The organism is Mesorhizobium sp. M0983, assembly GCF_040318975.1.
In the GTDB taxonomy this organism is placed as follows: Bacteria; Pseudomonadota; Alphaproteobacteria; order Rhizobiales; family Rhizobiaceae; genus Mesorhizobium.
In genome coordinates, this window is sequence record NZ_JAMYNH010000002.1 from 366146 (window position 1) to 389711 (window position 23566).

24 protein-coding genes and 1 pseudogene are annotated in these 23566 nt (G+C 61.6%); 14 read left to right on the forward strand and 11 right to left on the reverse strand.

Features of this window, described 5'->3' with window-relative positions; all coding sequences use genetic code 11:
- Positions 1-234 precede the first annotated feature (234 nt).
- Positions 235-567: an antibiotic biosynthesis monooxygenase family protein gene (locus NKH71_RS05440; protein WP_352482021.1), complete on the forward strand. Its 333-nt coding sequence runs from the start codon at positions 235-237 to the stop codon at positions 565-567.
- A gap of 214 nt (positions 568-781) precedes the next feature.
- Here the strand turns inward: NKH71_RS05440 and NKH71_RS05445 are convergent, their stop codons facing one another.
- Entirely contained in the window at positions 782-1660 is an 879-nt protein-coding gene (locus NKH71_RS05445; RefSeq protein WP_352642728.1) for an NAD(P)-dependent oxidoreductase, read from the reverse strand.
- Between the two features lie 139 nt (positions 1661-1799).
- Here NKH71_RS05445 and NKH71_RS05450 point away from each other — a divergent pair, with 139 nt between their 5' ends.
- Positions 1800-2720 carry a LysR substrate-binding domain-containing protein gene (locus NKH71_RS05450; RefSeq protein WP_023720293.1) on the forward strand — a complete coding sequence of 307 codons (921 nt, stop codon included), beginning with the start codon at positions 1800-1802 and terminating at the stop codon, positions 2718-2720.
- A 293-nt stretch (positions 2721-3013) separates the two neighbouring features.
- On the opposite strand, the gene NKH71_RS05455 is transcribed toward NKH71_RS05450, so the two are convergent.
- Together NKH71_RS05455 and NKH71_RS05460 are read right to left on the reverse strand one after the other, a co-directional pair.
- Entirely contained in the window at positions 3014-3970 is a 957-nt protein-coding gene (locus NKH71_RS05455; RefSeq protein WP_352546850.1) for an ROK family protein, read from the reverse strand.
- A 66-nt stretch (positions 3971-4036) separates the two neighbouring features.
- Positions 4037-4252 (reverse strand): annotated as a pseudogene (locus NKH71_RS05460) (ArsR family transcriptional regulator); the annotation flags it as partial.
- A 101-nt stretch (positions 4253-4353) separates the two neighbouring features.
- Here NKH71_RS05460 and NKH71_RS05465 point away from each other — a divergent pair.
- From NKH71_RS05465 to NKH71_RS05510, 10 genes are all read left to right on the forward strand, one after another.
- A complete protein-coding gene (locus NKH71_RS05465; protein ID WP_352787823.1) occupies positions 4354-5619 on the forward strand; it encodes an ABC transporter substrate-binding protein in 1266 nt (421 codons plus the stop codon).
- A 57-nt stretch (positions 5620-5676) separates the two neighbouring features.
- Positions 5677-6615, forward strand: a complete 939-nt coding sequence (locus NKH71_RS05470) for a carbohydrate ABC transporter permease (protein WP_352482018.1) — start codon at positions 5677-5679, stop codon at positions 6613-6615.
- Positions 6608-7540: a carbohydrate ABC transporter permease gene (locus NKH71_RS05475; RefSeq protein WP_023720289.1), complete on the forward strand. Its 933-nt coding sequence runs from the start codon at positions 6608-6610 to the stop codon at positions 7538-7540. Before NKH71_RS05470 ends, NKH71_RS05475 begins: the two co-directional genes overlap by 8 nt.
- Positions 7541-7550: 10 nt before the next feature.
- Entirely contained in the window at positions 7551-8648 is a 1098-nt protein-coding gene (locus NKH71_RS05480) for an ABC transporter ATP-binding protein (RefSeq protein ID WP_023720288.1), read from the forward strand.
- A gap of 4 nt (positions 8649-8652) precedes the next feature.
- Entirely contained in the window at positions 8653-9426 is a 774-nt protein-coding gene (locus tag NKH71_RS05485) for an SDR family NAD(P)-dependent oxidoreductase (RefSeq protein ID WP_023720287.1), read from the forward strand.
- Positions 9427-9463: 37 nt separating this feature from the next.
- Positions 9464-10465 carry a sugar phosphate isomerase/epimerase family protein gene (locus NKH71_RS05490; RefSeq protein ID WP_352894622.1) on the forward strand — a complete coding sequence of 334 codons (1002 nt, stop codon included), beginning with the start codon at positions 9464-9466 and terminating at the stop codon, positions 10463-10465.
- Entirely contained in the window at positions 10462-11274 is an 813-nt protein-coding gene (locus NKH71_RS05495) for an SDR family NAD(P)-dependent oxidoreductase (protein WP_023720285.1), read from the forward strand. Before NKH71_RS05490 ends, NKH71_RS05495 begins: the two co-directional genes overlap by 4 nt.
- Before the next feature lie 223 nt (positions 11275-11497).
- Positions 11498-11977 carry an NAD(P)-binding domain-containing protein gene (locus NKH71_RS05500; protein ID WP_352787827.1) on the forward strand — a complete coding sequence of 160 codons (480 nt, stop codon included), beginning with the start codon at positions 11498-11500 and terminating at the stop codon, positions 11975-11977.
- Entirely contained in the window at positions 11943-12737 is a 795-nt protein-coding gene (locus NKH71_RS05505) for an NAD(P)/FAD-dependent oxidoreductase (RefSeq protein WP_352787830.1), read from the forward strand. Before NKH71_RS05500 ends, NKH71_RS05505 begins: the two co-directional genes overlap by 35 nt.
- Positions 12709-13200 (forward strand): substrate-binding domain-containing protein, encoded by a 492-nt coding sequence (locus tag NKH71_RS05510; protein WP_198030514.1) that lies wholly within the window; start codon positions 12709-12711, stop codon positions 13198-13200. Before NKH71_RS05505 ends, NKH71_RS05510 begins: the two co-directional genes overlap by 29 nt.
- A gap of 12 nt (positions 13201-13212) precedes the next feature.
- On the opposite strand, the gene NKH71_RS05515 is transcribed toward NKH71_RS05510, so the two are convergent.
- Positions 13213-13653 (reverse strand): DUF2267 domain-containing protein, encoded by a 441-nt coding sequence (locus tag NKH71_RS05515; protein ID WP_352787833.1) that lies wholly within the window; start codon positions 13651-13653, stop codon positions 13213-13215.
- Positions 13654-14166: 513 nt separating this feature from the next.
- Between NKH71_RS05515 and NKH71_RS05520 the strand changes: the two genes are divergently transcribed.
- A complete protein-coding gene (locus NKH71_RS05520; protein WP_352494756.1) occupies positions 14167-14538 on the forward strand; it encodes a VOC family protein in 372 nt (123 codons plus the stop codon).
- Positions 14539-14614: 76 nt separating this feature from the next.
- Here the strand turns inward: NKH71_RS05520 and NKH71_RS05525 are convergent, their stop codons facing one another.
- From NKH71_RS05525 to NKH71_RS05545, 5 genes are all read right to left on the reverse strand, one after another.
- On the reverse strand, positions 14615-15811 hold the full coding sequence (locus NKH71_RS05525; RefSeq protein WP_023720279.1) for a glycoside hydrolase family 172 protein: 1197 nt from the start codon (positions 15809-15811) through the stop codon (positions 14615-14617).
- Positions 15812-15835: 24 nt separating this feature from the next.
- Positions 15836-16678: a carbohydrate ABC transporter permease gene (locus tag NKH71_RS05530; RefSeq protein WP_023720278.1), complete on the reverse strand. Its 843-nt coding sequence runs from the start codon at positions 16676-16678 to the stop codon at positions 15836-15838.
- The gene (locus tag NKH71_RS05535) at positions 16671-17597 is read right to left on the reverse strand and encodes a carbohydrate ABC transporter permease (protein ID WP_352494755.1); all 927 of its coding nucleotides are present in this window, start codon (positions 17595-17597) and stop codon (positions 16671-16673) included. Before NKH71_RS05535 ends, NKH71_RS05530 begins: the two co-directional genes overlap by 8 nt.
- A 28-nt stretch (positions 17598-17625) precedes the next feature.
- Positions 17626-18960 carry an ABC transporter substrate-binding protein gene (locus NKH71_RS05540; protein WP_352787835.1) on the reverse strand — a complete coding sequence of 445 codons (1335 nt, stop codon included), beginning with the start codon at positions 18958-18960 and terminating at the stop codon, positions 17626-17628.
- A gap of 71 nt (positions 18961-19031) precedes the next feature.
- The gene (locus NKH71_RS05545) at positions 19032-20036 is read right to left on the reverse strand and encodes a LacI family DNA-binding transcriptional regulator (protein ID WP_352494753.1); all 1005 of its coding nucleotides are present in this window, start codon (positions 20034-20036) and stop codon (positions 19032-19034) included.
- A 781-nt stretch (positions 20037-20817) separates the two neighbouring features.
- On the opposite strand from NKH71_RS05545, the gene NKH71_RS05550 reads away from it, so the two are divergent.
- Complete coding sequence (locus NKH71_RS05550) at positions 20818-21276, forward strand: hypothetical protein (protein WP_352494752.1); 459 nt, start codon at positions 20818-20820, stop codon at positions 21274-21276.
- A 39-nt stretch (positions 21277-21315) separates the two neighbouring features.
- Here NKH71_RS05550 and NKH71_RS05555 read toward each other — a convergent pair whose 3' ends face one another.
- Together NKH71_RS05555 and NKH71_RS05560 are read right to left on the reverse strand one after the other, a co-directional pair.
- Complete coding sequence (locus tag NKH71_RS05555; RefSeq protein ID WP_352482007.1) at positions 21316-21990, reverse strand: LuxR C-terminal-related transcriptional regulator; 675 nt, start codon at positions 21988-21990, stop codon at positions 21316-21318.
- The gene (locus NKH71_RS05560) at positions 21987-23429 is read right to left on the reverse strand and encodes a sensor histidine kinase (RefSeq protein WP_051409700.1); all 1443 of its coding nucleotides are present in this window, start codon (positions 23427-23429) and stop codon (positions 21987-21989) included. Before NKH71_RS05560 ends, NKH71_RS05555 begins: the two co-directional genes overlap by 4 nt.
- Between the last annotated feature and the right edge of the window lie 137 nt (positions 23430-23566).

The following is a 23566-nucleotide window of genomic DNA, read 5'->3' on the forward strand; positions in this document are numbered from 1 at the left end:
TAGACGCGTCTACGAAACCAGAACTGCTCAGCAGCGCGCGCCCCGGCCCGATCGAGTTCCGCGACGCCTTGGGCCGACAGCGAATCGAGTTGTAGTTGCCCCGCGTCGACGACGATACGCTGGCTGACGTCGCCGACGTGGTTGCCCAGCCTGGCTCAGCGCGGCCAGAGTTGTGCATTAGATATTTGAGGTCCACATGCCGCTGCTTGGCGGCAACGCATCGAGGAGAGCAAGATGGTTATTCGTCAATGGCGCGCTCGCGCCGCGGCGTCCAATCCGCACGGTTATCCCAACCACTTCAGAACCAGTGTCCTTCCGGCATTGCTCCAGACGGCCGGATTTCTCGGAGCGCAGTTGAGCGTGCGCAAAGTTGATGCCGAAATCGAATTTCAGGTGCAGACCCGGTGGCAATCGATGGAGGCCATCGGCAGATTTGCCGGGTCAGATGTCGAAAAGGCGGTCGTCGAACCGGGCGCTGTCGCCGAGCTGCTCTCCTTCGATCCGCGTGTATGCCACTACGACGTCATTGAGGACGCAGGGAAGTCGTCCGGATCAAGCGGAGCCTGACCGAGTGTTCCAGCCATCATCCCGTGCAAAACTCGAATTCCAGCCGACCGCCGGGAGTGTATCCCGCATCGCCGCGCGAGGAGAGGATGACGAACCGCTTGCCGGCGGGCAGCGAACCCCGAAGCTGGGTTCATTTTGGACGCTGGTGCACCGCCTCCCCGGGAGGCCGAGAATGTCGGCAGCGGCGAGGGATATGGCGCCATCCACGACGGCTTCACCCGCCTTTCCCGCTCTTTCGCCGGATCAGCTCGAAAACACCTGAAATATCCTCATCTCCGAATCCGCCTCCCACCCGTTTGCGGAACAGGTCCAGCATGGGGTCGAGCAGATCGGTGGCGACGCCCTGCTCCCGGGTAGCTGTGAGGATGTTGTCCAGTGAGGCGGCCTGCATCCCGAGGTTCGACACCACATTCACGCCATGCCTGCCGCTGTCGATCTTCTCCGCATATCCCGGCAGCTCGCCCATCATCGCGGTCATCCATGGGCCAAGGAGCTTGAGGAAAGCGCCCGCGCCAATGCCTTCGGAATCTACGAGCGCGGTAGCGTGGAAGAAGCCGGCGAAAAGGCCATACATGCCGCTAAGAAGGGCCAAGTCGTGCAGCGATGCCAGCCCGGCATCCCCGCCGAGATAGTTCGCGGCGCCAAGCGCCTCGAGCGTTCGGGCGTGCGCATCGAAGGCCGCTTTGGAGCCGCTGTAGAGGATAAGCGCATGTTCGCCGCCGATCATCGGAGGCGTCGCCATGATGCCGCCGTCGAGATAGGCGGCGCCCAGCTTGGCAATCCGCTCGGCCGTGGCGCGCGCCTGTGCCGGCGTGCCGTTGGTCAGATTGACCAGCGAACGCCCGGAGAGCGCCGATGCCGCATCATCGATCACCGAATCCGACGCGGCATAGTCCAGCACGCACATCACGGTGACGTCGCTTGCGGCGGTCGCGTCGGCGGCGGACTTCACCTCGCGCGCGCCTTTGGCAAGCAGTGATGCGGCCTTGCCGGGCGTGCGGTTCCAGACCGTGACCGTGTGGCCCTGCGAAAGAAATCGGGCGGTCAGCGCCTGCCCCATAGCCCCGAGGCCGAGGATCGAGATATTGGCCATGTACGTGCGTCCTTCTACGTTCCGAATTGCAGCCCCGCCCCACGGCGGCGGCTACAAAGAGATGCAATATTGGACGCAGAAGCAGTAGTGGGTTATCTGTAGACCTATCGTCCACATTTAGGAACGATGAGAGCTCCGGATGCTGAATCTCAACGACCTCCTCGTTTTCGTTCAAGTAGTTGATCATGGCGGCTTCGCTGCGGCGGGGCGTGCCCTGGGCATCCCCAAGTCCACTCTCAGCAAGCGGCTCTCCGAGCTGGAAAAGGCGATTGGCGTGCGTCTGGTCCAGCGGACCTCGCGCAGCTTCACCGTGACCGAGATCGGCCGAGATTTTCATCGTCATGCCGCCGCCATGCTGATCGAAGCGGAGGCGGCCGAGCATGTGATCAAGGGTCGCCTTGCGGAACCGAGCGGAACGGTGCGGATCACGGCATCGCTGCCGATCGCCCAGTTCCGTCTAGCGGCGATCCTCCCGCGTCTCGCAGCGAGCTATCCGAAGGTCCGCATCATGCTCGACGTCTCCGACAGGTTCGTGGACATCGTGCAGGAAGGTTTCGACATCGCCATCCGCAACCACTTCGCCCCGTTGCCGGATACCGAACTCGTGCAACGTCGCATCGATTACGACCCCGCCTGGCTCGTCGCCTCGCTCGACTATATTCGGAAGAACGGCATGCCTTCTCGACCCGAGGAAGCGAACGGGCTCGATGGGATTATGGCATCGTCGTCGGAGAGGGTCTGGACGCTTCACGATGGGCAAGGCGTCGTTGCGGAGGTCACGCCATCTCCGCGCTATATCGCCAACGAAACCGTCTCCTTGCGGGAAGCCGCGAGGGCCGGGCTCGGCGTGGCTTGCCTGGCGGGCAGCTTCTGTGCGCCGCTGATCGAGTCCGGCGCGCTTGTCCGCATCTTACCGGACTGGACAGCGCGTGGCGTGGCGACGACTCTGCTGATGCCGCATCGTCGCGGGCAGCTCCCCTCCGTTAGGGTCGTTGCCGACCATCTGATCGCTGAACTCTCGCAACGGCCACAAGGTGCAGACCCAATCAATGCAGACTGATAGTCCTAGGGCGGGTACGTTGGAATCCTGGGCCGATCGCTGGGGCGTCGTGGGCGCCGAAGTGTGATGTCCGCTCACGTGGACCAGACCCCAAATGTCGCAAAATGAGGGCCGAGCCGTCATCGCCTCAAAGGATTCGAACTCAATCAGTCGCCGCCCCTGCTAGGCTGGCGTGCTCTGGCCGGCGCGTGCGCCGTAGGCGGCGGCAAATGGCGGTGTTTGGTGCACCCGAAGGGATTCGAACCCATGACCTCTGCCTTCGTACGGCAAGGTTTACCTGGAACGTAGCCATATCATCGCAGTCGGCTGTTGTGGCGCAGCACGAGGCCGACCGCGCCGAGCAATGCATCGTTCTCCGTGTGCTTGCCAACGATTATCCGCGTGCGCAGCGCGGGCGCCACATCGCGGGACTTGATGAGCGTGTGGCGTTCATATGACGCGATCAGTGGCGCCAGGAGAATGTCGCCCGCCAAGGCCATGCGGCCGCCGATGATAATGAGCGGCGGATTGAGCACCGAACCGATCAAGCCGAGCCCACGTCCGGCGAACTCGGCGGTGTCCTCGATCATCCGCAGCGCCCTTACGTCGCCCTGCTCGGCCATCATGATCACGTCGTCCATCGTGACCGGCCGCCGCACGATGCGCGAAATCTGCTCGAGCGGCCGGGCAAAGCTGGCATAGAGCTCCAGGCATCCGCGATTGCCGCACCGGCAAAGGTCACCGCCGGGATCGATGCTGATATGCCCGAATTCGCCGGCGCCGCCGGCGATGCCGCTCACCAGCCGGCCATGCTGGACAATGGCCCCGCCGACCCCCAGATCGACCTTGAACAGCACGAAATCGTCCTGGCCTACGGCAGCCCCCCACATCAGCTCCGCAATGGCCGAGCAGTTGCTCTCATTGTCGGCGAAGATCGGCTGTTCGAGGACCGGCCCGAACACATCGCGGATGTTGACCCCGGCCCAGGTCGGAACGATACTCGCGCGCAGCACCACTCCTTCGCGGCTGACTGGGCCTGAGACGGAGACCCCAACCCCCAGGAGCCCCGCCATCGGCAGACCGTTCTCTTCATAGCATCGGGCAATTACTGACTTGGCGAGCTGGGCCGCCTGCTGCGGCTGGTAGTCCAGACCCATGGGGATAGTTTGTTCGGCAATGAAAGAATGCGAGACGTCGGCGACGACGCATCGCATTTCGTCGAGGCCCAGATGGATGCCGACGCAGGTGCCCGCAGCGGGATTGAGCGTCAATGCCGTGGCAGGCCTGCCGATACCCCTGGCCGCGTCATGATGGGCCGAGGATTCGATCACCATCCCCGATTTTCTCAAGCCATTGAGCGCGGTTGAAACCGTCGACCGCGCCAAACCGGTAATGCGGGTAATTTGCGACGCAGAAAGCACGCCGCGCTCACGCAGGCATCGGACGATCAGGCTCTCCGGCGACGCGGACGGCCTGTCGATCAGCCAATTTCTAAGCGAAGGTTTGTTCATGATGAGCACAAAGGACGTTGACTGATAGCCCAAATATGTCATCTTGGAAAGAACGGAGATTACTGCATCTCACCGGCCACGACCTCAAATCGCGGGCCACAAGCGGTCGATACGAACCGTGCATCACCTATGGGAGTGAAACGATGAAATATCTGAGGACGGCCTTTGCGGCCGCTACCGCCTTCACCTTGCTTACCGGAGCAGCACTCGCGGAGCCCAAGACCAACCTCTTGCACCAATGGGCGACCGGATCGGACGCCCAGGCTATCGCCAAGCTCGGCGAGATGTTTACCGCCAAGGGCGGCGCCTGGCAGCAGACCTCGATCGCAGGCCATACAGCCAACACATTGGCCAAACTGCGTGCCGATGTGATCGCCGGCAACGCACCTCCCGCTGTGCAGCTCAAGGGCCCCGAGATCGCCGAATGGAACGAGACGGGCATGACAGCCAATCTCGACGACCTGGCGAAGGCGGAAAATTGGGAGAAGGTCGTCGCTCCCGAATTGCTGCCGGTGATGAAGCCGACGGGGAATTGGGTGGCGGCGCCGATGAACATCCACCGCATCAACTGGCTGTGGGCATCGCCAAAGGTCATGAAGGATGCGGGCGTCACCGAGATGCCGAAGACATGGGCGGAATTCAACGCCGCCTGCGACAAGATCGTGGCCAGCGGCAAGATCTGCATTTCGCACTCGACCGCCGACTGGACCGACTCGACGGTTTTCGAAGTGGTCGTGTACGGTCAGGACCTCGATCTCTACAAGAAAGCTTTCGTCGAGGGCGACGTCGATGCCATGCGCAGCGACGGCATGGTCAAGGCCTTCGAGCAGTTCCGCACCATGACCTCGAAGTACATGGACCCCGGCATGAATGGGCGTGACTGGGATACCATGTCGCACCTGGTCGGCCGCGGCGAGGCCGCCTTCCACATCATGGGCGACTGGACGATCGGCCTGCTGACGGCTGGCGGCTTCAAGGAGGGCACCGATTATGTCTGCGCCCAGGCGCCGACCGATTGGGGCAAGCCCGGCTTCATCCTGAATTCAGACTCGGTTGTGTTCTTCAAGCAGAAGGACCCGGACTACATCGAGGGACAGAAGCTGCTTGCCAGCATCATCCTATCGCCCGAGTTCCAGACCATTTTCAATCAGACCAAAGGCTCCATCCCGGCCCGCCTCGACGTCGATCTTTCGAACGGCTTCAATCCCTGCCAGCAACTCTCGCAAAAGGATCTGCAAGCCTCGATCGCCGCCGGCACGCTCGTCCGTTCCATGGCGCACAACATGACGGTGCCGCAAAAAGTCCGCGGCGCAATCATGGATACAATCACCGAGTTTGTGGCGACGCCGGATATGAGTGCGCAGGACGCGGCCAATGCCATGGCGGATGCGGCCGAAGCGCAGAAGTGAAGCTGCCGATGATGGCCGGGGGCGAAGCGCCCGGCCTGACTTCGCCGGAGCAGCCCGATGTCCACCCATGACCTGATTGTACCGGCCGCAGCCGCCACGACCCGTCCGTGGCGCGAGCGCCTTGGCACGATGGTGCCCATTCTGGTGCTGGCGCCGTCGATAGCGGCGAGCTTCGTCTATGTTTTCGTCTTCACGCTCTGGACGCTCTACATCTCGCTGTCCAATTCGTCGCTGTTGCCGACCTATGGGTTCGTCGGCCTCGACAATTACGCTTCGCTCTGGGCAAACCGGCGCTGGAACATCGCCTATACGAATCTCTTCCTGTTCAGCGGCTTCTATATCGTTGGCTCGATGGCGGTTGGCCTGCTGCTCGCGATCGCGATCGACCAGCGCGTCCGCGGCGAGGCGGTTTGGCGCACTATCTTCCTCTATCCGTTGGCGGTGTCCTTCATCGTCACCGGTACGGTGTGGAGCTGGCTCTATAACCCTGTCGACGGTATCCAGGCCTTCGTTCGCGGGCTTGGCTGGACCGACTTCAGCTTCGCCCTGACGGCCAACCGCAACACGGCGATCTATGCGGTGATCATAACCGGTATCTGGCAGTCGTCCGGCTTCGCGATGGCACTTTTCCTGGCCGGTCTGCGGTCGGTCGATCCGGATCTCGTCAAAGCCGCGCAAATCGACGGCGCGTCGGTTTTCCGGACCTATCGCAGGGTCATCCTGCCCACCATCGCCCCGATATTCCTGGCGGTGGCGGTCATTCAGATACAATTCGCCATCAAGACCTTCGACCTGGTGGCGGCGTTGACGCGGGGTGGGCCAGGCGTGTCCACCACCTTCCCCGCCATCTATGTCTACGACCTGATGTTCCAGCGCGGGCAAATCGGCGAGGGTGCCGCCGCGGCGATGATGATGCTCGCGGCAGTCGCGGTGGTGCTGGTGCCGTACTCGTTGTGGATCGTCTGGCGCCGGCGGGCGGAGGGCCGCAATGGCTGAAATTGCCCCCAATGCCAGCTTTGACCCGGCCCGCCCCAATCCGACCGGCTTTGATCCGGAAGCTGCCGCAGCCACGCGCCGGCATTTCTGGAGCCGCTTCCTTGTTTATGCCGTGCTGGCGCTTTTCGCGATGGTCTATCTCGTGCCGTTGCTGGTGGTGATCTTCAACTCATTGCGCGAGCAGTCGGAGATTGCCCGCAACGGCCTCATCTCCGTACCTCGCAGCTTCCGGTTCGATGCGTGGGCGCAGGCCTGGGGATCCTACTGTGTCAGCGGTACCTGCGAGGGCATGAAGCGCAATTTCTTCAACTCGCTGGCGATGACGATCCCCGCCACAATCATCTCAACCATTCTCGGCGCCATGAACGGCTACATCCTCTCCAAATGGCGCTTCAGGGGTTCCGAACTGATCTTCAATCTGATGCTGCTCGGCGTATTCATGCCCGGCCAGATTTCGCTGATGCCGTGGGCGTTCCTGCTCGGCAAGCTCGGCCTGACCAATTCCACATATGGGCTGGTGTTGATCCACGTCGTCCAGGGCATCTCGTTCACCACCCTGTTCTGCCGCAATTTCTACGTCAGCATACCGGACGACCTTATCAAGGCGGCGCGCATTGACGGCGCCGGCTTCTGGCGAATCTTCCGCAAGATCATCCTGCCCCTGTCGCCGCCCATTCTGATTGTCACCGTCATCTGGCAGTTCACCGGCATCTGGAACGAGTATCTGTTCGGCGTCGTCTTCACGTCGGGCCAGCAGCAGCCGATTACGGCGGCGTTGGTCGCGCTCACGGCCGGCGGCACGACCGCACGTGCTTACGATGTGATGAGCGCAGCCGTGCTGATCGGCGCGTTGCCACCGCTGCTGATCTATCTGTTCGGTGGCAAATACTTCGTGCGCGGCCTCACGCAGGGCGCCATCAAATGAGGCGTCGCCCATGTCCGCGTTGATGATCCGCAACCTTCACAAGAGCTACGGCTCGCTCGAGATTCTTTCCGGCATCAATCTCGAGGCTAAGACCGGAGAATTCGTCGCGCTTGTCGGTCCGTCGGGTTGCGGCAAGTCAACCTTGCTCGCCATGATTGCCGGCCTGGAAACCGTCACGTCGGGAGAGATTTGGATCGGCGACCGGCTGGTGAACTCGGTGCAACCCAAGGACCGCGACATTGCGATGGTGTTCCAGTCATACGCCCTCTATCCCACGATGACGGTGCGCCAGAACATCACCTTCGGCATGGAAAGCCGCGGCGTGCCCAAAGCGGTGCAAGCGGAAGCTGTCCAGCGCGTTGCCGCACTCCTGCAGATCGAACAGCTGCTTAAACGCAAGCCTGGCCAGCTCTCGGGCGGCCAGCGGCAGCGCGTTGCGATGGGGCGTGCCCTCGTCCGCGACCCGAAGCTGTTTTTGTTCGACGAGCCCCTGTCCAATCTCGACGCCAAGCTGCGCGTCGACATGCGTACCGAAATCAAGAAGCTCCACCATCGCGTCGGCAAGACCACGGTGTATGTCACCCACGATCAGGTCGAGGCGATGACGCTTGCATCCCGCATTGCGGTGATGAACCAGGGCTCGGTACAGCAGTTCGACACGCCGAAGCGGATCTACGACCGGCCGACAAACATGTTCGTTGCCGGTTTCATGGGATCGCCGGCGATGAATTTCATCCCGGCGCGGCTTACCGGCTCGACCAGCATCTCGGTACGCGCCGCTGACGGCAGCGACGCCAGCCTTGCCCTTGCTGCGCCGATGCCCGCCGGTGCGCCAAAGGACGTCGTGCTCGGTATCCGGCCGGAACACATCTACCGTTTCACGACCGACCTGAAGTCGCGCAAACCTGCTGTGGCGTCCATGCAGGCGCCGGTCGAGCTGGTCGAGCCGACCGGGGCCGAGACGCTTGCCGTGCTCAGGCTGGGTGACCTGGAGATCACCGGCCGCTTCGAGCCGGACGACGCTCCCGTCATGGGCGAGACGATAACGCTGGGCATCGATATGTCGCGCGCCTGCCTGTTCGATCCAACAACCAAGGCGCTTCTGTAATTTGATGTCCGTACAATTCGCAACCTATCCGAGCTTGGCCGATCGGGTCGTGCTGATCTCCGGCGGCGCCTCCGGCATCGGCGCCGATATGGTCCGCGCCTTCGCCTCGAATGGCGCCCGGGTAGCCTTTCTCGATGTGCAGGACGAACCAGCGGAGGCGTTGCTGCGCGAGCTCGGCGGTGCCGCCGGGCGGGCTCCCTTATATCTCCATTGCGACGTGACCGACGTCGATGCGTTAAAGGCGTCGGTAGAAGGCGTGCGCGCGCGGCTTGGTCCGGTCGCCGTCCTGGTGAATAACGCTGCCAATGATCAGCGCCATCCCATCGACGCAGTGACGGCCGAATATTGGGACCGCAGCTTCGACATCAATCTCCGGCATCACTTCTTCGCCGCTCAAGCTGTGCATCCGCATATGCAGGAACTCGGCTTCGGCTCGATCATAAACTTCTCCTCCATTGCCTGGCGTTTCGGAGCGGACCAGATGGTGGCCTACGCCACCGCCAAAGGGGCTGTGGTGGCGCTGACGCGTGCGTTGGCGCGGTCGTTCGGACCCGACAACATCCGCGTCAATGCAGTCGAACCCGGCGCCGTCATGACCGAGCGGCAGCGCGAGCTGTGGTTCAAGACGCAGGAGGCAGTCGACCAGACGGTGCAGCGGCAATTGATCCGTCGCGTCCTCCTGGGCGAGGAGATTGCACGGACCGTGCTCTTCCTGGCAGCGGATGACAGCCGCATGATCACGAAGCAGTCCATCACCGTCGATGCCGGCCTGCGCTAGTGACCCCTCTCCGCCCTCCATTGGAACCGCCAAGCTGATGCTTCGTCTCGGCCTCAACCCCTACGGACTGACCTACTATCTCGGACTGCAGGGCCGTGGCACGCCGCGGCACAATCCGGACGGCGTGGGACTGGAAGGCTTCATCGCGCTGGCGCAGGAACTGGGCGCACGCACGCTCGAGATCTACGAACCCTGGTTGACCGACTTGCCGGATGCCGAAATCGTCGCGCTGCGCAAGCGTATGAGTGCGCTCGATATTGTCCCCGTGGTGAGCGGCGGGCTGCTGGTGGCAGGTCCGCTGGACAACGCATTTCGGGCTGCGCGCCTGCTCGAGGCGACGACGATCCGTATCGCACTGACGCCTGTCCTGTGCGGCGACCGCAACGCCTGGGGCCGGAAATGGAGTGAGTTCAATACGACGATCCGCGCTGCGTTGACAGATTGGGGACCGCGTGCGGCGGCCGAGGGCCGGGTACTCGGCATCGAGAACCATCAGGACTTCGGCAGCGACGAACTGGTCGCGTTCTGCGAGCTCGGCGGACCGGGCGTCGGCATCACCTACGACACCGGCAACACTTTTCCTGTCGGCGAGGCGCCGCTTGCCTTCACGCAGCGGATCGCACCCTATGTCCGCCACGTTCACCTCAAGGACTATCGCGTGCAGTTCACGGATGAGGGCTACCGTCTGGTCCGCTGCGCGATCGGCGACGGCGCCGTGCCTTTTGGCGAACTGGCAGCCATCCTTGGCGAGCACCACGACACGCTGACGGCGGTGCTCGAACCGGGCGCGCTGGAGGCCCGTCACGTTCGCTGTCTCACGGACGACTGGTGGAACGGATATGCGCCGAAGACCGCACGCGAGTTCGCGGCCTGCATGAGTGCTGCGCGCGCGAACCGTCTTGCGGACGACGCCGACTACCGCACGCCATGGGAGCGCGACAATGACGGCGCGCTCGTTTCGTATGAGCTCGACATGATCCGCCGCAGCGCCGCCAATATGAAGAAGTTCGGTTTCATTGCAATGGAGAGATCAGCATGACCACCCGAGACCTCAGCGGCCTGACCGCCTTCGTCACCGGCTCGGGACGCGGCCTCGGCCGCGTGATGGCCGACCGCTTGGCCGAACTTGGCGCAAACGTCGCGGTCCACGACCTCGATTGGGCCCGGCCATCTCAATATGGTGAATTCGCGGACCTCGGCGACTCTGCCCGGGGCTTGGAGAAGCATGGGACACGGGTGACCGCGGTCACCGGCAATATAGGCGACAAGCAAGCTGTCGCCGAAATGAAGAGGAAGATCGAGGCGGACCTCGGCGACGTGCACATTCTGGTCAACTGCGCCGGCGGCGACATCGGCGCCAAGGGCGTAAAGCCCAGTCCCAACAACGCACTCGACATCGACTACGACGACATCAAGGTTCTAACCGAGAACAATCTCATCGGCACGATGTTGGTTTGCCAGGCGTTCGTTCCGCCGATGGTCAAGCGGGGCTCGGGCTCGGTGATCAACATCGCCTCGGCGGCAGCGCATATCGGCTGCTCACCCGAGGTGGTCTACTCAACGCTTAAGGCGGCCGTCGTCCATTATACGCGCTGCCTCGCCAAGGAATTGATCGACGATGGCGTACGCGTCAATGCGGTAAGCCCTGGCGCCACCAAGACGGCACGGTTCCAGGCGAGTCGCGTGGTCGATCCGCAGCGCATGGATTCGAGCAAGAAATCGCTGAACCGGTATGCGGAGCCTGAAGAGATCGCCGAAGCGGTGGCCTTCCTCGCCGGTCCGCGCGCGCGCTTCATCAACGGGCAGGTAATCCGTGTCGATGGCGGTTTCACAATCTTTCCAGGTTAAGCCGCAACCATTGCCGGTTTCGGATGAGTATTTGATCGTGCCGTGACCCGATAAAACTGTTATCGTGCCCTCGCGTCGGGGGCGAAACCATGCAGATCGAGGGGATGGGTTCGGGCAGCATCGGCCGCTGTTTGGCGGTTGTCCGTTGGCAGAGGCGTTACGCTGATGGCGCCAGTGCCGCCTCACAGCGCTGCAACGGCGCTAGCCTCCGGATCCGCGGCAAATGACGGATAATGCCAACGTCCTTGATGCAGTAGTAGTCGGGGCCGGCTGGGCCGGTCTGGGCGTCAGCTATTCGCTGGCTCGGCAAGGCTTGCGCCATGCCGTATTGGAGCGCGGCCGCATCGGAGAGACCTGGCGCACCCAGCGGTGGGATTCCTTCCGGATGAATACGCCCAACGTGCAGACCGTCATGCCCGGCGACTGCTATGACGGTTCGGATCCGTTCGGTGCCCTGACGCGCAACCAGTTCGTCGCCCTGCTTGAGGATTTCGCCAGGCGAAACGAATTGCCGGTCGAACCGGACACTGTGGTGACCGAGCTCGCCGGCGGGCACGAGAATGGCGGCTATCGGCTGATCACCTCGCGCGGAACACTTTTGGCACGCAACGTGGTGATCGCCAGCGGCAACTTGAATTGTCCGGTGCGCCCAGTTTGGGGCCGCTGCGTTGCCGCCGGGCCTGCGCCAGATCGATGCTTCTGATTATCGCAGCGCCGCTGATCTCCCGGCTGGAGCGGTGCTGGTGGTCGGAAGCGGCCAGTCCGGTGCCCAGATCGCGGAAGAACTGGCGGAAGCAGGCCGAACAGTCTTCCTTGCCACCAGCCGGGTCGGGCGGCTCTCGCGGCACTACAGAGGTCGCGACATCATGCTCTGGCTCGTCGAAAGCGGATTTCTCGACGTGCGTCGAGACGAGATCATTCGACTTGCGGGGCGCATTCCACCTCGTGGTCTGCTTGGGGTAGAACACACGATAAGCCTGCAAGGGCTCGGCGCCCAAGGTGTCGTGCTGCTGGGGCGGTTCGTCGAAGATGACGGCCGTCTGTCATTCGCCGACGATCTCGAAGAGCATGTTCGTTTTGCGGATGAGGCCTCCGCCAACGTCAAACGCTATATCGACGAATACATCAGCCGCTCCGGAATCGATGCCCCCGTTTCGGAACCCGACCCAGCGGAGACTGTCGCAGCGCAGCTGCCGAATCCGGCTGTCCGTTCTCTTGATGCTGCCGAGTCCGGCATCACGACCGTGGTGTGGTGCACCGGATTCAAGGGCGATTTCAGTTGGGTGAGGCTTTCCGGTCTGCTCGACCCGGAAGGACAGCCTGTTCACGAGGATGGCGTGGCCGCCCTGCCAGGCATCTACTTCGCCGGGTTGGATTTCGCCTCCACGCGCAAATCAGGCATAATATTGGCGATTGCCGAGGAGGCCCATCGCCTTGCGGAACACATCGTGCGGCGTTCGTGACGACCTGGACACCGTCGGCAGGTTTCTAAACCCCCAAGCGGTGAACGGAAGCCGTCACGCCGCCTATCACAGCTTCCTGCAAGCACGCGGCCTTCCGCTGCGAGATGACCTTGTGATCGGCGGTGCAGAGGCGCGCAAGGCTGCGTTTGCCAATGTCACGGCGCTGGCCGCCCGCATGGACCGGCCGACCGCGCTTTTCGTCGAATCCGATCTTGCCGCCGTGACCGCCCTGCACGCATTCGAGGAGGCCGGGCTCTCCGTGCCGGGCGACATAGCGGTCATCGGGTGTGGCAATATCGACGAGGGCGAATTCAGTCATACGGCATTGACGACGATCGGTCCTGAAACGGCCCACTACGACCATTTTGCCGATCATCTGATCTCATTGATTTCGGCAACACCGGGCGCAATACCTACCCTTTTCAGCGTTTCGTGGCAGTTGGTCCGTCGCACGTCCGCATGAGCAGGATCGCCGCTATTTGACGCCTACGCTTTCAGGCCAGAGCGCCTGGATTTCCTTTGGCAGCGCATCTCGCACCTTTGCCGACTGGCCAAGGTCGATATGCCGTGCAAGCACGCGATATACCGAGCGTACTGCATCCTCGGGATCGACAGGACGGGTCGATTTCAATTCATCGGCGATGTGTTGCAGGAACTCCTCGAGCGAGCGTGTCTTGTCGGGCATGTCGGCGGGCCGATAGCGATCATAGTAGGCGCCGCGCACGAGCAGCGGCAGTTCGGCTCCCAATTTGGCCGCCAGTCCGATCTGTAGCCTGTCCCGCAGGGTTCGCAGAACGGCGCCCAATGTGTGCCAGGCGACGTGGCGATCTGGACCAAGATCCGCCATGATCTCGTCGAGCCAGATGTTTGTTAGTTGCAGCGTTTTGTCAAAAACGTCCAAGCCGGTTGTGCTCATCGTCGCCTCCTCGAAAGGTTCTGCGGGCGAAACGGCGACCGGAGACAATTGTTTCGTGGTCCTGTGAAAATAGCCTGGCAAAGCGATGGAAGCCGGTTTAGGTCGGAGAGCCTCTTTGCGTCAGGTCTGCTCTTGGCGCTTCGGCTTCGCTGCCGACGAGCTTCGCCAGCTTCGGTGAGCGCCGTCTCGAGGCGCGCAGCTCTTCGAACGTCAACGGCGCGCGCAACCTTCCCATGGTCGTATCCGGCCATCTGCGTTCCGATCATGAAAGCCGTCTCTGCTGATCCGAAATGCGTCTTTGTCCCCCTAACTGGGCTTGCGCTCATCGGTTCCGAACGCCTCGCCGTCTAGGCCGGCAATGAGACCAGTCCTCACGTTGCCCGAACCGGATATCTCTTGCCGGACATCTCTTGACTGAATGAGCGGCCCGCGCCGACAATGGCATTGGGAAGATGGCGGATGTCGTCCACGGTGTTCGGCACCACTTGCCGATCAAGCTGCGAAAGGCCTGTCATGGATTGGAAGCTGGAACTGGTCCCGGTCCCCGTATCGGATGTCGATAGAGCAATCGCCTTTTATGTCGGCAAGGTCGGCTTTCATCTCGATCACGACCACACCGTAAGCGACGAGATACGTTTCGTGCAATTGACGCCGCCCGGTTCGGCCTGTTCGATTGCCATGGGCAAGGGCCTCGTCGACAGCCCCCCGGGATCCATAAGAGGCCTGCAACTGGTCGTGCCCGATATTGATGAGGCACACCGGCACCTGGCAGCTCAAGGTATCGTGGTCAGCGATATCAAGGATTTTCCCTGGGGCAGATTTGTCTTCTTTGAGGATCCCGACGGCAACACCTGGTCTGTCCAGCAACTTCCACCTCGCAGCTGAGGCGGCGCGCTACGGCAGGGTCGCGCCCCGACGCAGATAGCGCGGGATGCACGCTTCAACTCGAACGCATCCCGGCCTAACGCCTCTTCTCGTCGAAGGCGGCGTTCCAATTGTGATAAGGCGCGCGAAAGGTGGGGATGCGGTTCTCGACATCGGCAAGCTCTTCGAACGGCTTGTGCGGTTCCGCCTGATACCAGAAAGCGACCGACGAGATGTCGTCAGAGCGGCGATTGGCGTGACCGTGCTCGATGGTCACCCGGATGCGTTTGTGAAAGATGACCGGGTCTTCTATGTGCCAGCGATAGAGCGTAACCGGCTCGGTCCAGTTCGGCCCGCCGGCGGCGATGATGCCGTGATAGGACGCACTGTAGTCCTGTGTCGGGCACCATGCCGTATTGAAATAATCTTCCGTGCCGGTGCCGTGCAGCGTCGGCGGCCATGCGTCGTTGGCGCCGGGGCTGGTCTCGCCACGATCGCCGACCAGTTCGGCCTTCGGGCCGATACGCGGATCGGGCTTGCGCACCGCATCCGGCACGGAAATGCCCGGCTCGCCATCGACGAAGATCATGTCGTCGCCCTCGCCATACCAGTCCCATAGAGGGGAACGGCGCCGCGAATAGACCGAATAGAGCAGGCCGACATAGTGGCCGTGACCCTCCGCCTCCAGGATGGTGTAGTTGCCGTTCCCGTCGGTATTTTCCCCGCCAAACAGGACCTGCTCGTTGGCCAGCCCCGTCTCGTCGATGCCATCGGGTCGCTGCTGCCTGTATTGGGCGTGGAAGCGGCCCAGGCCTTCCTCGAGTTCCTCATGCAGTTCGAGATCGACATAGTAATAGAAAAGCAGGTCGTCCTCAGCTTCATTGGTGACGGTGAAGCGCATATGGCTGGCAAACGGCATCGGAAAATAGCAGTTGAAGGCCTTGCCATCCTCTGGACTTGCCTGCACCGGCAGGCTGGCAAAATTGCGGGTGCGGGCATGGCCCATGCCGAAGAAATCGCCGATCGGTGTTTCGATGCTCGGATGTTCTTCACCATCCCAATAGGCGCGCAATACGATCTTGCGCAGGAAGTCCTCGCTCTTGCAGGCGAGCGTCGCCCAGATATGCGTGATGATGCCGGCACCATAATGCTCGGCAATCACCAGCGTCTGGCCAGGTTCAATATGCAGCCGGTCGTCATTGCCGCCGGTGCGGTCGTAGCTTGAGAACCGGCGGGTTTTGGCATCGCGCAATTTGGCGAGCCCGCGAAGCGGCGACAGGCCGGCATTATCCATGTGTTTCTCCTCTTGCTTCAGCGGTTATTTCAGGCCGCTTGTCTTGATGGATTCCATGATCTGGCGCTGGAAGATCACGAAGAGGACCAGCATCGGCACGGCGACGATGGTCGAGGCGGCCATGACATAATTCCAGGCGGCGGCGTACTGGCTCTTGAAGTTTGCGATGGCAACCTGCACCACCCAGAGGTTGAGGTCCGATGTGATCGTCAACGGCCACAGGAAAGCGTTCCAGTTGGCGAGAAAGAACAGGATCGCCAACGCCGACAGGATCGGCCGGCTGAGCGGCAGGATGATGCTCCAATAGATGCGCCAATAGCTGGCGCCATCCATGATCGCCGCTTCTTCCAGCTCCCTCGGCAGCGACAGGTAGTATTGCCTGAGCAGGAAGATGCCGAATGCGTTGAAGATCGCCGGAATGATCAGCCCGGCATAGCTGTCCAGCATGTGCAGCGTCCGCGTCAAAATGAACAGCGGCACGATGATCACCGGTAGCGACACCAGGAACGTTGAGAACATGGCGAGGAACAGGATGTCGCGGCCCGGAAAACGCAGCCGTGCGAGCGAATAGCCGGCCATCGAATGGAAGAACAGCGCAGCGACGGTCACCGTCGCCGACACGAAGAACGAGTTGAAAAGGTAGCGCAGGAACGGCACCTCGGTCAGCACATAGAGGAAATTGCCGAGCGTCGGCTGTTCCGGAATGAGGCTCGGCGTGAAGACGTCGCTCGCCGGCTTGAGCGAGATGACCAGCATCCAGACAAGCGGGAACACCGTCATCAGGCCAAGCGCCGCGGTCGCCAGCATCCAGGCAAGCCTCGCCGCTCGTATCTGCGAACGCGTGGAAGGAGTTCGGCTGTCAGTCATGCTCGAAACGTCCGCCGCGCGTCAGCAGGAAGAAGAACACCGTGACCAGCATCAGCGCCAGCACCAGCAGCGATGCCATTGCCGATGCATAGCCGAAGGCGCCGAACTGGAACGCCTGCTTGTAGATGTAGATGATCAGCACCGAGGTCGAATTGACGGGCCCGCCCTTGGTCATCACATAGATCAGGTCGAAGACCTGGCCGCCGGCGACAGCCGCGACCAGCGAGACCAGGAGGACGAAGAAGCTGGTCGGTTTGAGCAAGGGCAAGGTAATGTACCAGAAGCTTGTCACCGGCCCGGCGCCGTCGATCTTTGCGGCCTCGTAATACTCTGCCGGGATGTCCTGGAGCCCGCCGAGGAAGATCAGCATGTAAAAGCCCATCAGGAACCAGACGCTGACCAGCACCAGCGTGAACAGCGCCAGATTTGGATCGCCGAGCAGCGAAATTCCGCTGAGGCCGACGAGCGGCGCCAGCCGGCTGACGATGCCGACCTTCTCGACCAGCATGAGTTGCCAGACGAGCGCCACGACGACCAGGCTGACCATCTGCGGCGCAAAGAACATCGAGCGCATGACCGCGTTGAAGCGGTTGGTCTTCTGCACCAGAAGCGCCAGCCCCAGCCCGGCGGCGTAGAGCGCCGGCACCAGCATGACGGCATAGGCCACGGTCACCTTCACCGACGACCAGAACAGCGGATCGCTCCACATGCGCCGATAATTGCCGAGCCCGACGAATCTATAGCCGCCGAAGCCGTTGACCTCGAAAAACCCGACGGCGAGCGACAGCAGCATCGGCACGCCGACGAACACCAGCAGTCCGAGCGCATCGGGCAGGACGAACAGCCATGCGGCGTAGCGTTCCCTTTGCTTGGCGGTAAGGCAGCGAGCGGATTTGGCGCCCGCGGCCGGCGATTTCATCTCGTCTGCGTGCATGCTGGAAGGGGACCTAAAGGATCGGCGCGCCGGAATAGGAAGCGAGGAACGCGTCGAGTTGCTGACTGGCTGCCGTCGCGGCCTGCTGGGCATCGACCCCGCCAAGCTGTGCCGACTGGATGGCATCCGAGATGATCTTGTAGGCTTCAGGCGGAACCCGCGGTTCGGCACGCGTTCCCGGGTGGATTTCCTTGGCGAAGGTGCCGAACTTACCCGTGCTGAAGACATCGGCGCCGGCCTTCAGTGCGCTGTTGCGCGGCGGCATGTCGCTTTTGGCGACCGTGCACCAGTTGACGACCCGGTCGATCGATCCCTGATCCATCGAGGCCAGCGCCCAGGCGCAGAACTGGGCGGAAGCATCCGGGTTCTTGCCCCCGGCATTGGCGACGAAGGCCCAGCCACCGCCGACGGTGACATATTTGCCATTGGCAGGTGTCGGCAATTTGAAGATGCCGTAGGGCACGTCCTTGGCGTTGTTGTCCATCGCCGAAATGCCCCAGATGCCGCAGTTCTGCGTGGCGCACAGCCCTGCCCCGAGATTGGCGACGATGTCGAAGCCGCCGCCGACCACCTGACGCGGCGCCACACCGGTATTGATAGCATCCTGCCAGAGTTTAAGCGCCTGGACCGTGGCCGCCGAATCGAAGGCGCTCTTGCCGTCCTTACCCTGGAATTCGCCGCCGCCCTGCCACAGAAACGGATACCAGGTGAAGTTCTGGTAATAGCCAGGCGTCGTTTCGAACAGCACGCCATAACGGTTGGGCGTCGTCAGCTTCTTGGCAACCGCCAACAACTCGTCCCAGGTCTTCGGCACGTCGTTTTCGTTGAGCTTTGCTTCCTCGAACGCTTTGACCGAATAATAGAAGGCCATCGGCTCGACCTCCATCGGCACGCCGTAGATCTTGCCGTCGACCATGCGGTTGGCGATGACGCTTTCCGGGAAATCGGCTTTGGCGGCATCCTCGATATGCGGCGTCAGGTCGGCCAGTACGCCGCCATTGTAATAACGCAGGAAATCGCCGGGGCTGATGAGGAAGATGTCGGGGCCCTCGCCCGACGCGAAGGCCGTCGCCAGCTTGGAGCCGGAGATGTATTCGCTGTTGACGACATATTCGAGCTCGACCTTCTGGTCGTGGCCGTCGTTCCAGTCGGCCACCAGCTTTTCGAACCACTGGACCTGTGGCTTCACGTCTCCGCCCGGCGCATAGAACTGCCAGAATTTCAGCGGCGCTTCCTGAGCGCGCAAGGCCATCCTATTGATGAACGGGAAGCCTGTAAGGCCGGCGGCGGCGAAAGTGGCGCCGCCCTGGATCAGCCGACGGCGGTTGAGGGTCGTTTTGTCAGTCATCATTTCCTCCCTGGGTGTTGTTCGGTCGAACGTTGGCGAAGGACCTCCGTTCCCTCTGCCGGCATTTGGCGTCATGCGCTGTCGGATGGGCTCAACGCGCATGGGATCACTTCGGTGCGCGGCGCGCCCTCGACTTTGCCGCCCAGGCGCTCGAGCAGCATTTCCGTGGCGCGCTTGGCGAGCATTGTCGGGCTGTTGCCGACACGGGTCAGCTTCGGCCTGACATATTCCAGTTGAGGCAGGTCATCGAAGACCGCGATGGCGATATCCTGAGGGATATTAATCGCATGGTCGTAGAATTCAGTCAGCGCACCGGAGGCCATCAGATAATTGGCGAAGAACATCGCCGACGGCAGGTTTCCGCCGTGCTTGTCCAGGAGCCAAGCGACCGCCTCCCGTCCTGACGGGGCAAGATAGCTTCCCTCGAACCGAAGATCGGCGGCGATTGGCACGCCATTGTCGGCAAGCCCTTTCTCGAAGCCCGCGGCACGCGCCATCGCCTCCTTGAAAAAGGATGGCCCGGTGACATGGGCGACGCGGCGATGGCCCCTCTTCGCCAGATACTCGCCCATCAGATAGCCGCCGCCGAAATCGTCCAGCTGGACGCTGTCGACGGCTTGATTGGGGAGATTGCCGATGAAGACGGCGGGCAGATCGAGGTTGAGCAGCTCGCTGTGCATGCCGTGCAGCGCGAAGTCGGCAACGATGACGCCGTCGACCCGCTTGCGCCCGATCTGGCGCAAATACTCGCGGCCGTGATCCTGTGAATGTCCGCCCGGTACGTCGGTGTTGAAGATCAGCATGTCGAGGCCGACCACTTCGAGCGTCGACTGCGCCGTCTTCACCAGCTCCGGGTAGAACGGGTTGCGGATGTCGGGGATCAGCATCGCGATGATGTTGGTGCGGCCGGTGCGCAGACTTTGCGCCTGCGGGTTCGGCGTGTAGCCGAGTTCGTCGATCGCCGCTTGCACGCGTTCACGCAGCGATTTCGACACCCGGTCGGCATGGTTGATGACATGCGACACGGTCGTGCGCGACACGCCCGCTCGCGTGGCAACCTTGGAAATCGTGCTCATGGTGACAGGTTATGAGCACATGAATGCATTTGCAAATCGATTTTACCGACGCCTCGCAGATTCGAGTTGTCCGGCGGATTGCTGCACAAATGACCAAAAGAAAAAGGCCGGACTGTTAAGTCCGGCCAAGCGTGAAGGTCTATAACCTCCAGAGGGGAAAGGGAGCGGTGGATCGCAGCTGCCAGTCGGATACAAAGGTTGCCGAATGCAAGGCGGGGTCCATTGCTCCTGGCATAGGGACTTCAGTCTGTAAGACTGTCGACCAAGGACCTGCACGGCCAAACTTTGGTCCGAGGCTGCTATCGCAAAAGCCCGAAATGCGAGAGTTTCAGGAACTGAGTTCCAAAGAACCCCGTTGCGATGCCGACTGGTACAGGAGGCCGCTATGGACCCGAGCATTCATCAGGCACGTTGGCTGCTTTTTCCGTTGTTTGGCCTGTGTTTCGGGATCGCGGCCATTGGATTTATTGTTGGCTGACGGTGGGAAGTCGGCGCTATCACCGAGAGACGCAACCAACGGAAGGCAAAAGACTTGCGCAGTAAATAGTCCCTTCCTGCGCCAGCGAGACCCACCAGTTACCATCGTGGGACTGGTGGGTCTTGACGTCCCGGATACAAACCATTGTTTTAAGCATGACACGAAGTCGAACAGGAGGCAGCACGACAGGTCCGTATGATTAAGGGGATTTGCGACATGCGACTGGCAAGTTCATTGATGACGACCCGGAGACGAAGGACCAGATCTTCACGAGGACGTCGTGTCCGTATTTCCGTAATCGTGTTGACCTTCATTCTCGTCGTAGGCCCGTATCGCGTCATGTTCGACGGACCGTCGCCGACGCTCGGCCTGCAGGCCGCCTGTGCCAAAGACGGTGGGAACGGCAACGGCAATGGCGGAAACGGGAACGGGAACGGGAATTCAGGCAATTCGGGTGGAAACTCCGGCAATTCAAACTCGAACGCTGGAGCCGGCAAGGGCAAAGCAAAGTCGCAGGACGACAATCCCCCTGATCCCGCCCCTTTGGTAAACCCCGACAGCAAGCCAAAACTCTTTGTCAACGCGACCACAGGAGACCGGGTCGAGGTGCGTGGGCCGAGCATTGGCGTGGTGCATTCGAACGGCCTCAGCGAACGCATCGACAGCGGCCAATATGAAATGCGGGATGCCAAGGGCCGCACCATCATTCGGCGCCTGGCGACGCGTTCCGATCGGGACAGATTGCTTGAAATGATCAACTGAGGGCCAGTTCACATAGCTGCGCTGTGCGGCAATTTTGGCTCAAGCATGATCGCGAACAGGCGGATGCTGGCGCTCAGTCGCGTCGCGCAACGTCATTGCGGCTTCGGTCCTGTTGCTGACGTTGAGCTTGGCCAGGATTCGCGTCATGTGGTGCTTTATCGTTTTCTCATGCAGGTTCAGCCGAAGCCCGATCCGCTTGTTGCTCAGTCCCGCGGCAACCAGCGTCAGGATCTCCCTTTCGCGGCTGGTGAGTTCGGCAAGTCCGTCAGCTTTCGCCGGCTCTTTTGATTGAGCCGACAGATCGGCCAACAGGCGCGCCGATAATTGTGGACAGACATATCGTTCGCCCGACGCTACCGTGCGCAGGATCGCAGCCAACGTCCTCGACCCGACCCCCTTCAAAACATAGCCCCTTGCCCCGCTCTGCAACGCGGTCATCACGTGCTGGTTTTCTTCCGAAACGGTCAGCATCACGATTTTCAATGCCGGCTGCCGCTCCAGGGCCGGTCCGATCACACCAAGGCCACCTCCGGGAACCGAGATGTCCATCAGCAGAATGTCGGGCCGCTGGTCTTCGATTATCCGCAGGGCGTCATCTCTGCTGCTTCCTTCACCGACTATCTCGAATCCGCCGATCTGATCGAGCGTGCGCACAACGCCTTCCCTGAACAGAGGGTGGTCGTCGACGATGGCAAGCTTGATGGCTGCGGTCATGTCTGCCCCATTTCAACGATGTTGAGAGCCATTTTCACGATCGTGCCACTTTGTGAGGAAGTCACGGTAAACTGGCCCCCGAGGCTTTCCACCCGCTCGCGCAGCCCAACGAGCCCCAGCCTCTCGGGACGCACGATTTGTGGGTCAAAGCCAGGGCCGGCGTCGGACACTTCGATACAAACGCGCTCGCCGTCGAAATGTTTCTCGACCGACTGACCTTCACCTCCGGCATGGCGAAATCCATTGTTCAGCGCCTCCTGGACGAAGCGGAAGATGCAGATCTTGGCCGCCGGCGACAACGTCGCATGGCCGCCGGTCATCGATAGCGCCACTTTGGCGCCGGTTCGTTCTTCGTGCGCTTGCACGGCAAGCTCGAGAATTTCGGCCAACTCGGCATGCTCGATATGCGGCAGGACAAGGCCCTTGCTGATGCTCCTGATCTCGCGCATGGCATCGTCCAGATGTGCTTTCACAGCCAGCAATTCCTGTGCACGCTTCGGTTGCGGCGTAGCGGGATCGGCAATGAGGGGGCTGTCGATCCCCAGCGCCGCGAGAGCAACCAGTTGGGCCGGCCCATCGTGCAAGTCCGCACCGATGCGCCTGAGATAGCGTTCGTTGAGTGCGGTGGCGCGCTGCGAGGCACGCTGCACCTTCAGCCTCAACAGTCTGTTTTGAGCAAGCAGGTCGGAGAGTTCAGCAATGCGCTGCTTCAACGAGCGGCTCTGCGAACTGATCGTGCGGCTGCCACGGAACACGATTGCCGACAGCCCGAGAAAGAAGGCCGCTGTGACGGCGGCAACGTCCAGCCAGGTTCGAATAAGTGCCTGATGCAGGTTTCTTTCGAAATCAGTGGCGACCTCGTAGAATTCCGAAACGGCCACCACTTCCCCCGACCATGGCTGCAGCACCGGGTTGTAGATCTCGAGGAGATGCAAGCCGCTGGCTCTTTCGGCCTCGCTGTCCGGATCGTCGAGCTTGTCGAACTCCGAAACCATTTGGCCTGCAAACGCCGCGCGGAGATTGCCGCTGGGTTCAAAGCGCTTGCCGATCAATGTCTTGTCGGTCGAATACAGGATGGTTCCGTCGCGACGCCAGAGCTTGAAGGATTCGAGCCTTGTGCCGAGTGCCCCTTGTCCCAGCGTTTCATCGAGCGCGTGGGCGACGCTCTCGTCGAGGACTTCGCTCTTGCGCATATCCGGAAGCAGCGGCGCGATAACGCTGTCCACGTAAAGAGCCGTAGCGGATGCCGAATTCTGCGTGACCACGGCTTCTATGTGGCTCGTGACTGAAATCCCCACCACCACCATGGCCGACAGGGAGAATAGACCACCCGCGAGCAGGAACTGCGTGGCCAGCGACAACGCGTTCCAGCGGCCGACAAGGCTTGTCACCCAGTGTGGCCTAGTGTTCCGAGTGGCCCGCTCGGCAACACGCCGCATCAGTGGCGCGATTCTGGAGAACCGGCTAATTTGCTGTCGAACGTCGCTAAAAGACGCCATCCTTGGTGTGTAACCGATCAATTGCGATGGAACTAGGGCCTGATGAGAGGGCGAACAGCGCATCCGGCGCTTTTTTG

Bases quoted from the DNA above. Each gene is read 5' to 3' on its own strand.
- NKH71_RS05440 (WP_352482021.1), top strand. From the start codon at position 235: ATGGTTATTCGTCAATGGCGCGCTCGCGCCGCGGCGTCCAATCCGCAC.
- NKH71_RS05495 (WP_023720285.1), top strand. From the start codon at position 10,462: ATGACCACCCGAGACCTCAGCGGCCTGACCGCCTTCGTCACCGGCTCG.
- NKH71_RS05470 (WP_352482018.1), top strand. From the start codon at position 5,677: ATGTCCACCCATGACCTGATTGTACCGGCCGCAGCCGCCACGACCCGT.
- NKH71_RS05475 (WP_023720289.1), top strand. From the start codon at position 6,608: ATGGCTGAAATTGCCCCCAATGCCAGCTTTGACCCGGCCCGCCCCAAT.
- NKH71_RS05545 (WP_352494753.1), bottom strand. From the start codon at position 20,036: ATGAGCACGATTTCCAAGGTTGCCACGCGAGCGGGCGTGTCGCGCACG.
- NKH71_RS05465 (WP_352787823.1), top strand. From the start codon at position 4,354: ATGAAATATCTGAGGACGGCCTTTGCGGCCGCTACCGCCTTCACCTTG.
- NKH71_RS05450 (WP_023720293.1), top strand. From the start codon at position 1,800: ATGCTGAATCTCAACGACCTCCTCGTTTTCGTTCAAGTAGTTGATCAT.
- NKH71_RS05555 (WP_352482007.1), bottom strand. From the start codon at position 21,990: ATGACCGCAGCCATCAAGCTTGCCATCGTCGACGACCACCCTCTGTTC.
- NKH71_RS05485 (WP_023720287.1), top strand. From the start codon at position 8,653: ATGTCCGTACAATTCGCAACCTATCCGAGCTTGGCCGATCGGGTCGTG.
- NKH71_RS05525 (WP_023720279.1), bottom strand. From the start codon at position 15,811: ATGGATAATGCCGGCCTGTCGCCGCTTCGCGGGCTCGCCAAATTGCGC.
- NKH71_RS05560 (WP_051409700.1), bottom strand. From the start codon at position 23,429: ATGCGGCGTGTTGCCGAGCGGGCCACTCGGAACACTAGGCCACACTGG.
- NKH71_RS05490 (WP_352894622.1), top strand. From the start codon at position 9,464: ATGCTTCGTCTCGGCCTCAACCCCTACGGACTGACCTACTATCTCGGA.
- NKH71_RS05530 (WP_023720278.1), bottom strand. From the start codon at position 16,678: ATGACTGACAGCCGAACTCCTTCCACGCGTTCGCAGATACGAGCGGCG.
- NKH71_RS05500 (WP_352787827.1), top strand. From the start codon at position 11,498: ATGACGGATAATGCCAACGTCCTTGATGCAGTAGTAGTCGGGGCCGGC.
- NKH71_RS05520 (WP_352494756.1), top strand. From the start codon at position 14,167: ATGGATTGGAAGCTGGAACTGGTCCCGGTCCCCGTATCGGATGTCGAT.
- NKH71_RS05535 (WP_352494755.1), bottom strand. From the start codon at position 17,597: ATGAAATCGCCGGCCGCGGGCGCCAAATCCGCTCGCTGCCTTACCGCC.
- NKH71_RS05515 (WP_352787833.1), bottom strand. From the start codon at position 13,653: ATGAGCACAACCGGCTTGGACGTTTTTGACAAAACGCTGCAACTAACA.
- NKH71_RS05445 (WP_352642728.1), bottom strand. From the start codon at position 1,660: ATGGCCAATATCTCGATCCTCGGCCTCGGGGCTATGGGGCAGGCGCTG.
- NKH71_RS05540 (WP_352787835.1), bottom strand. From the start codon at position 18,960: ATGACTGACAAAACGACCCTCAACCGCCGTCGGCTGATCCAGGGCGGC.
- NKH71_RS05480 (WP_023720288.1), top strand. From the start codon at position 7,551: ATGTCCGCGTTGATGATCCGCAACCTTCACAAGAGCTACGGCTCGCTC.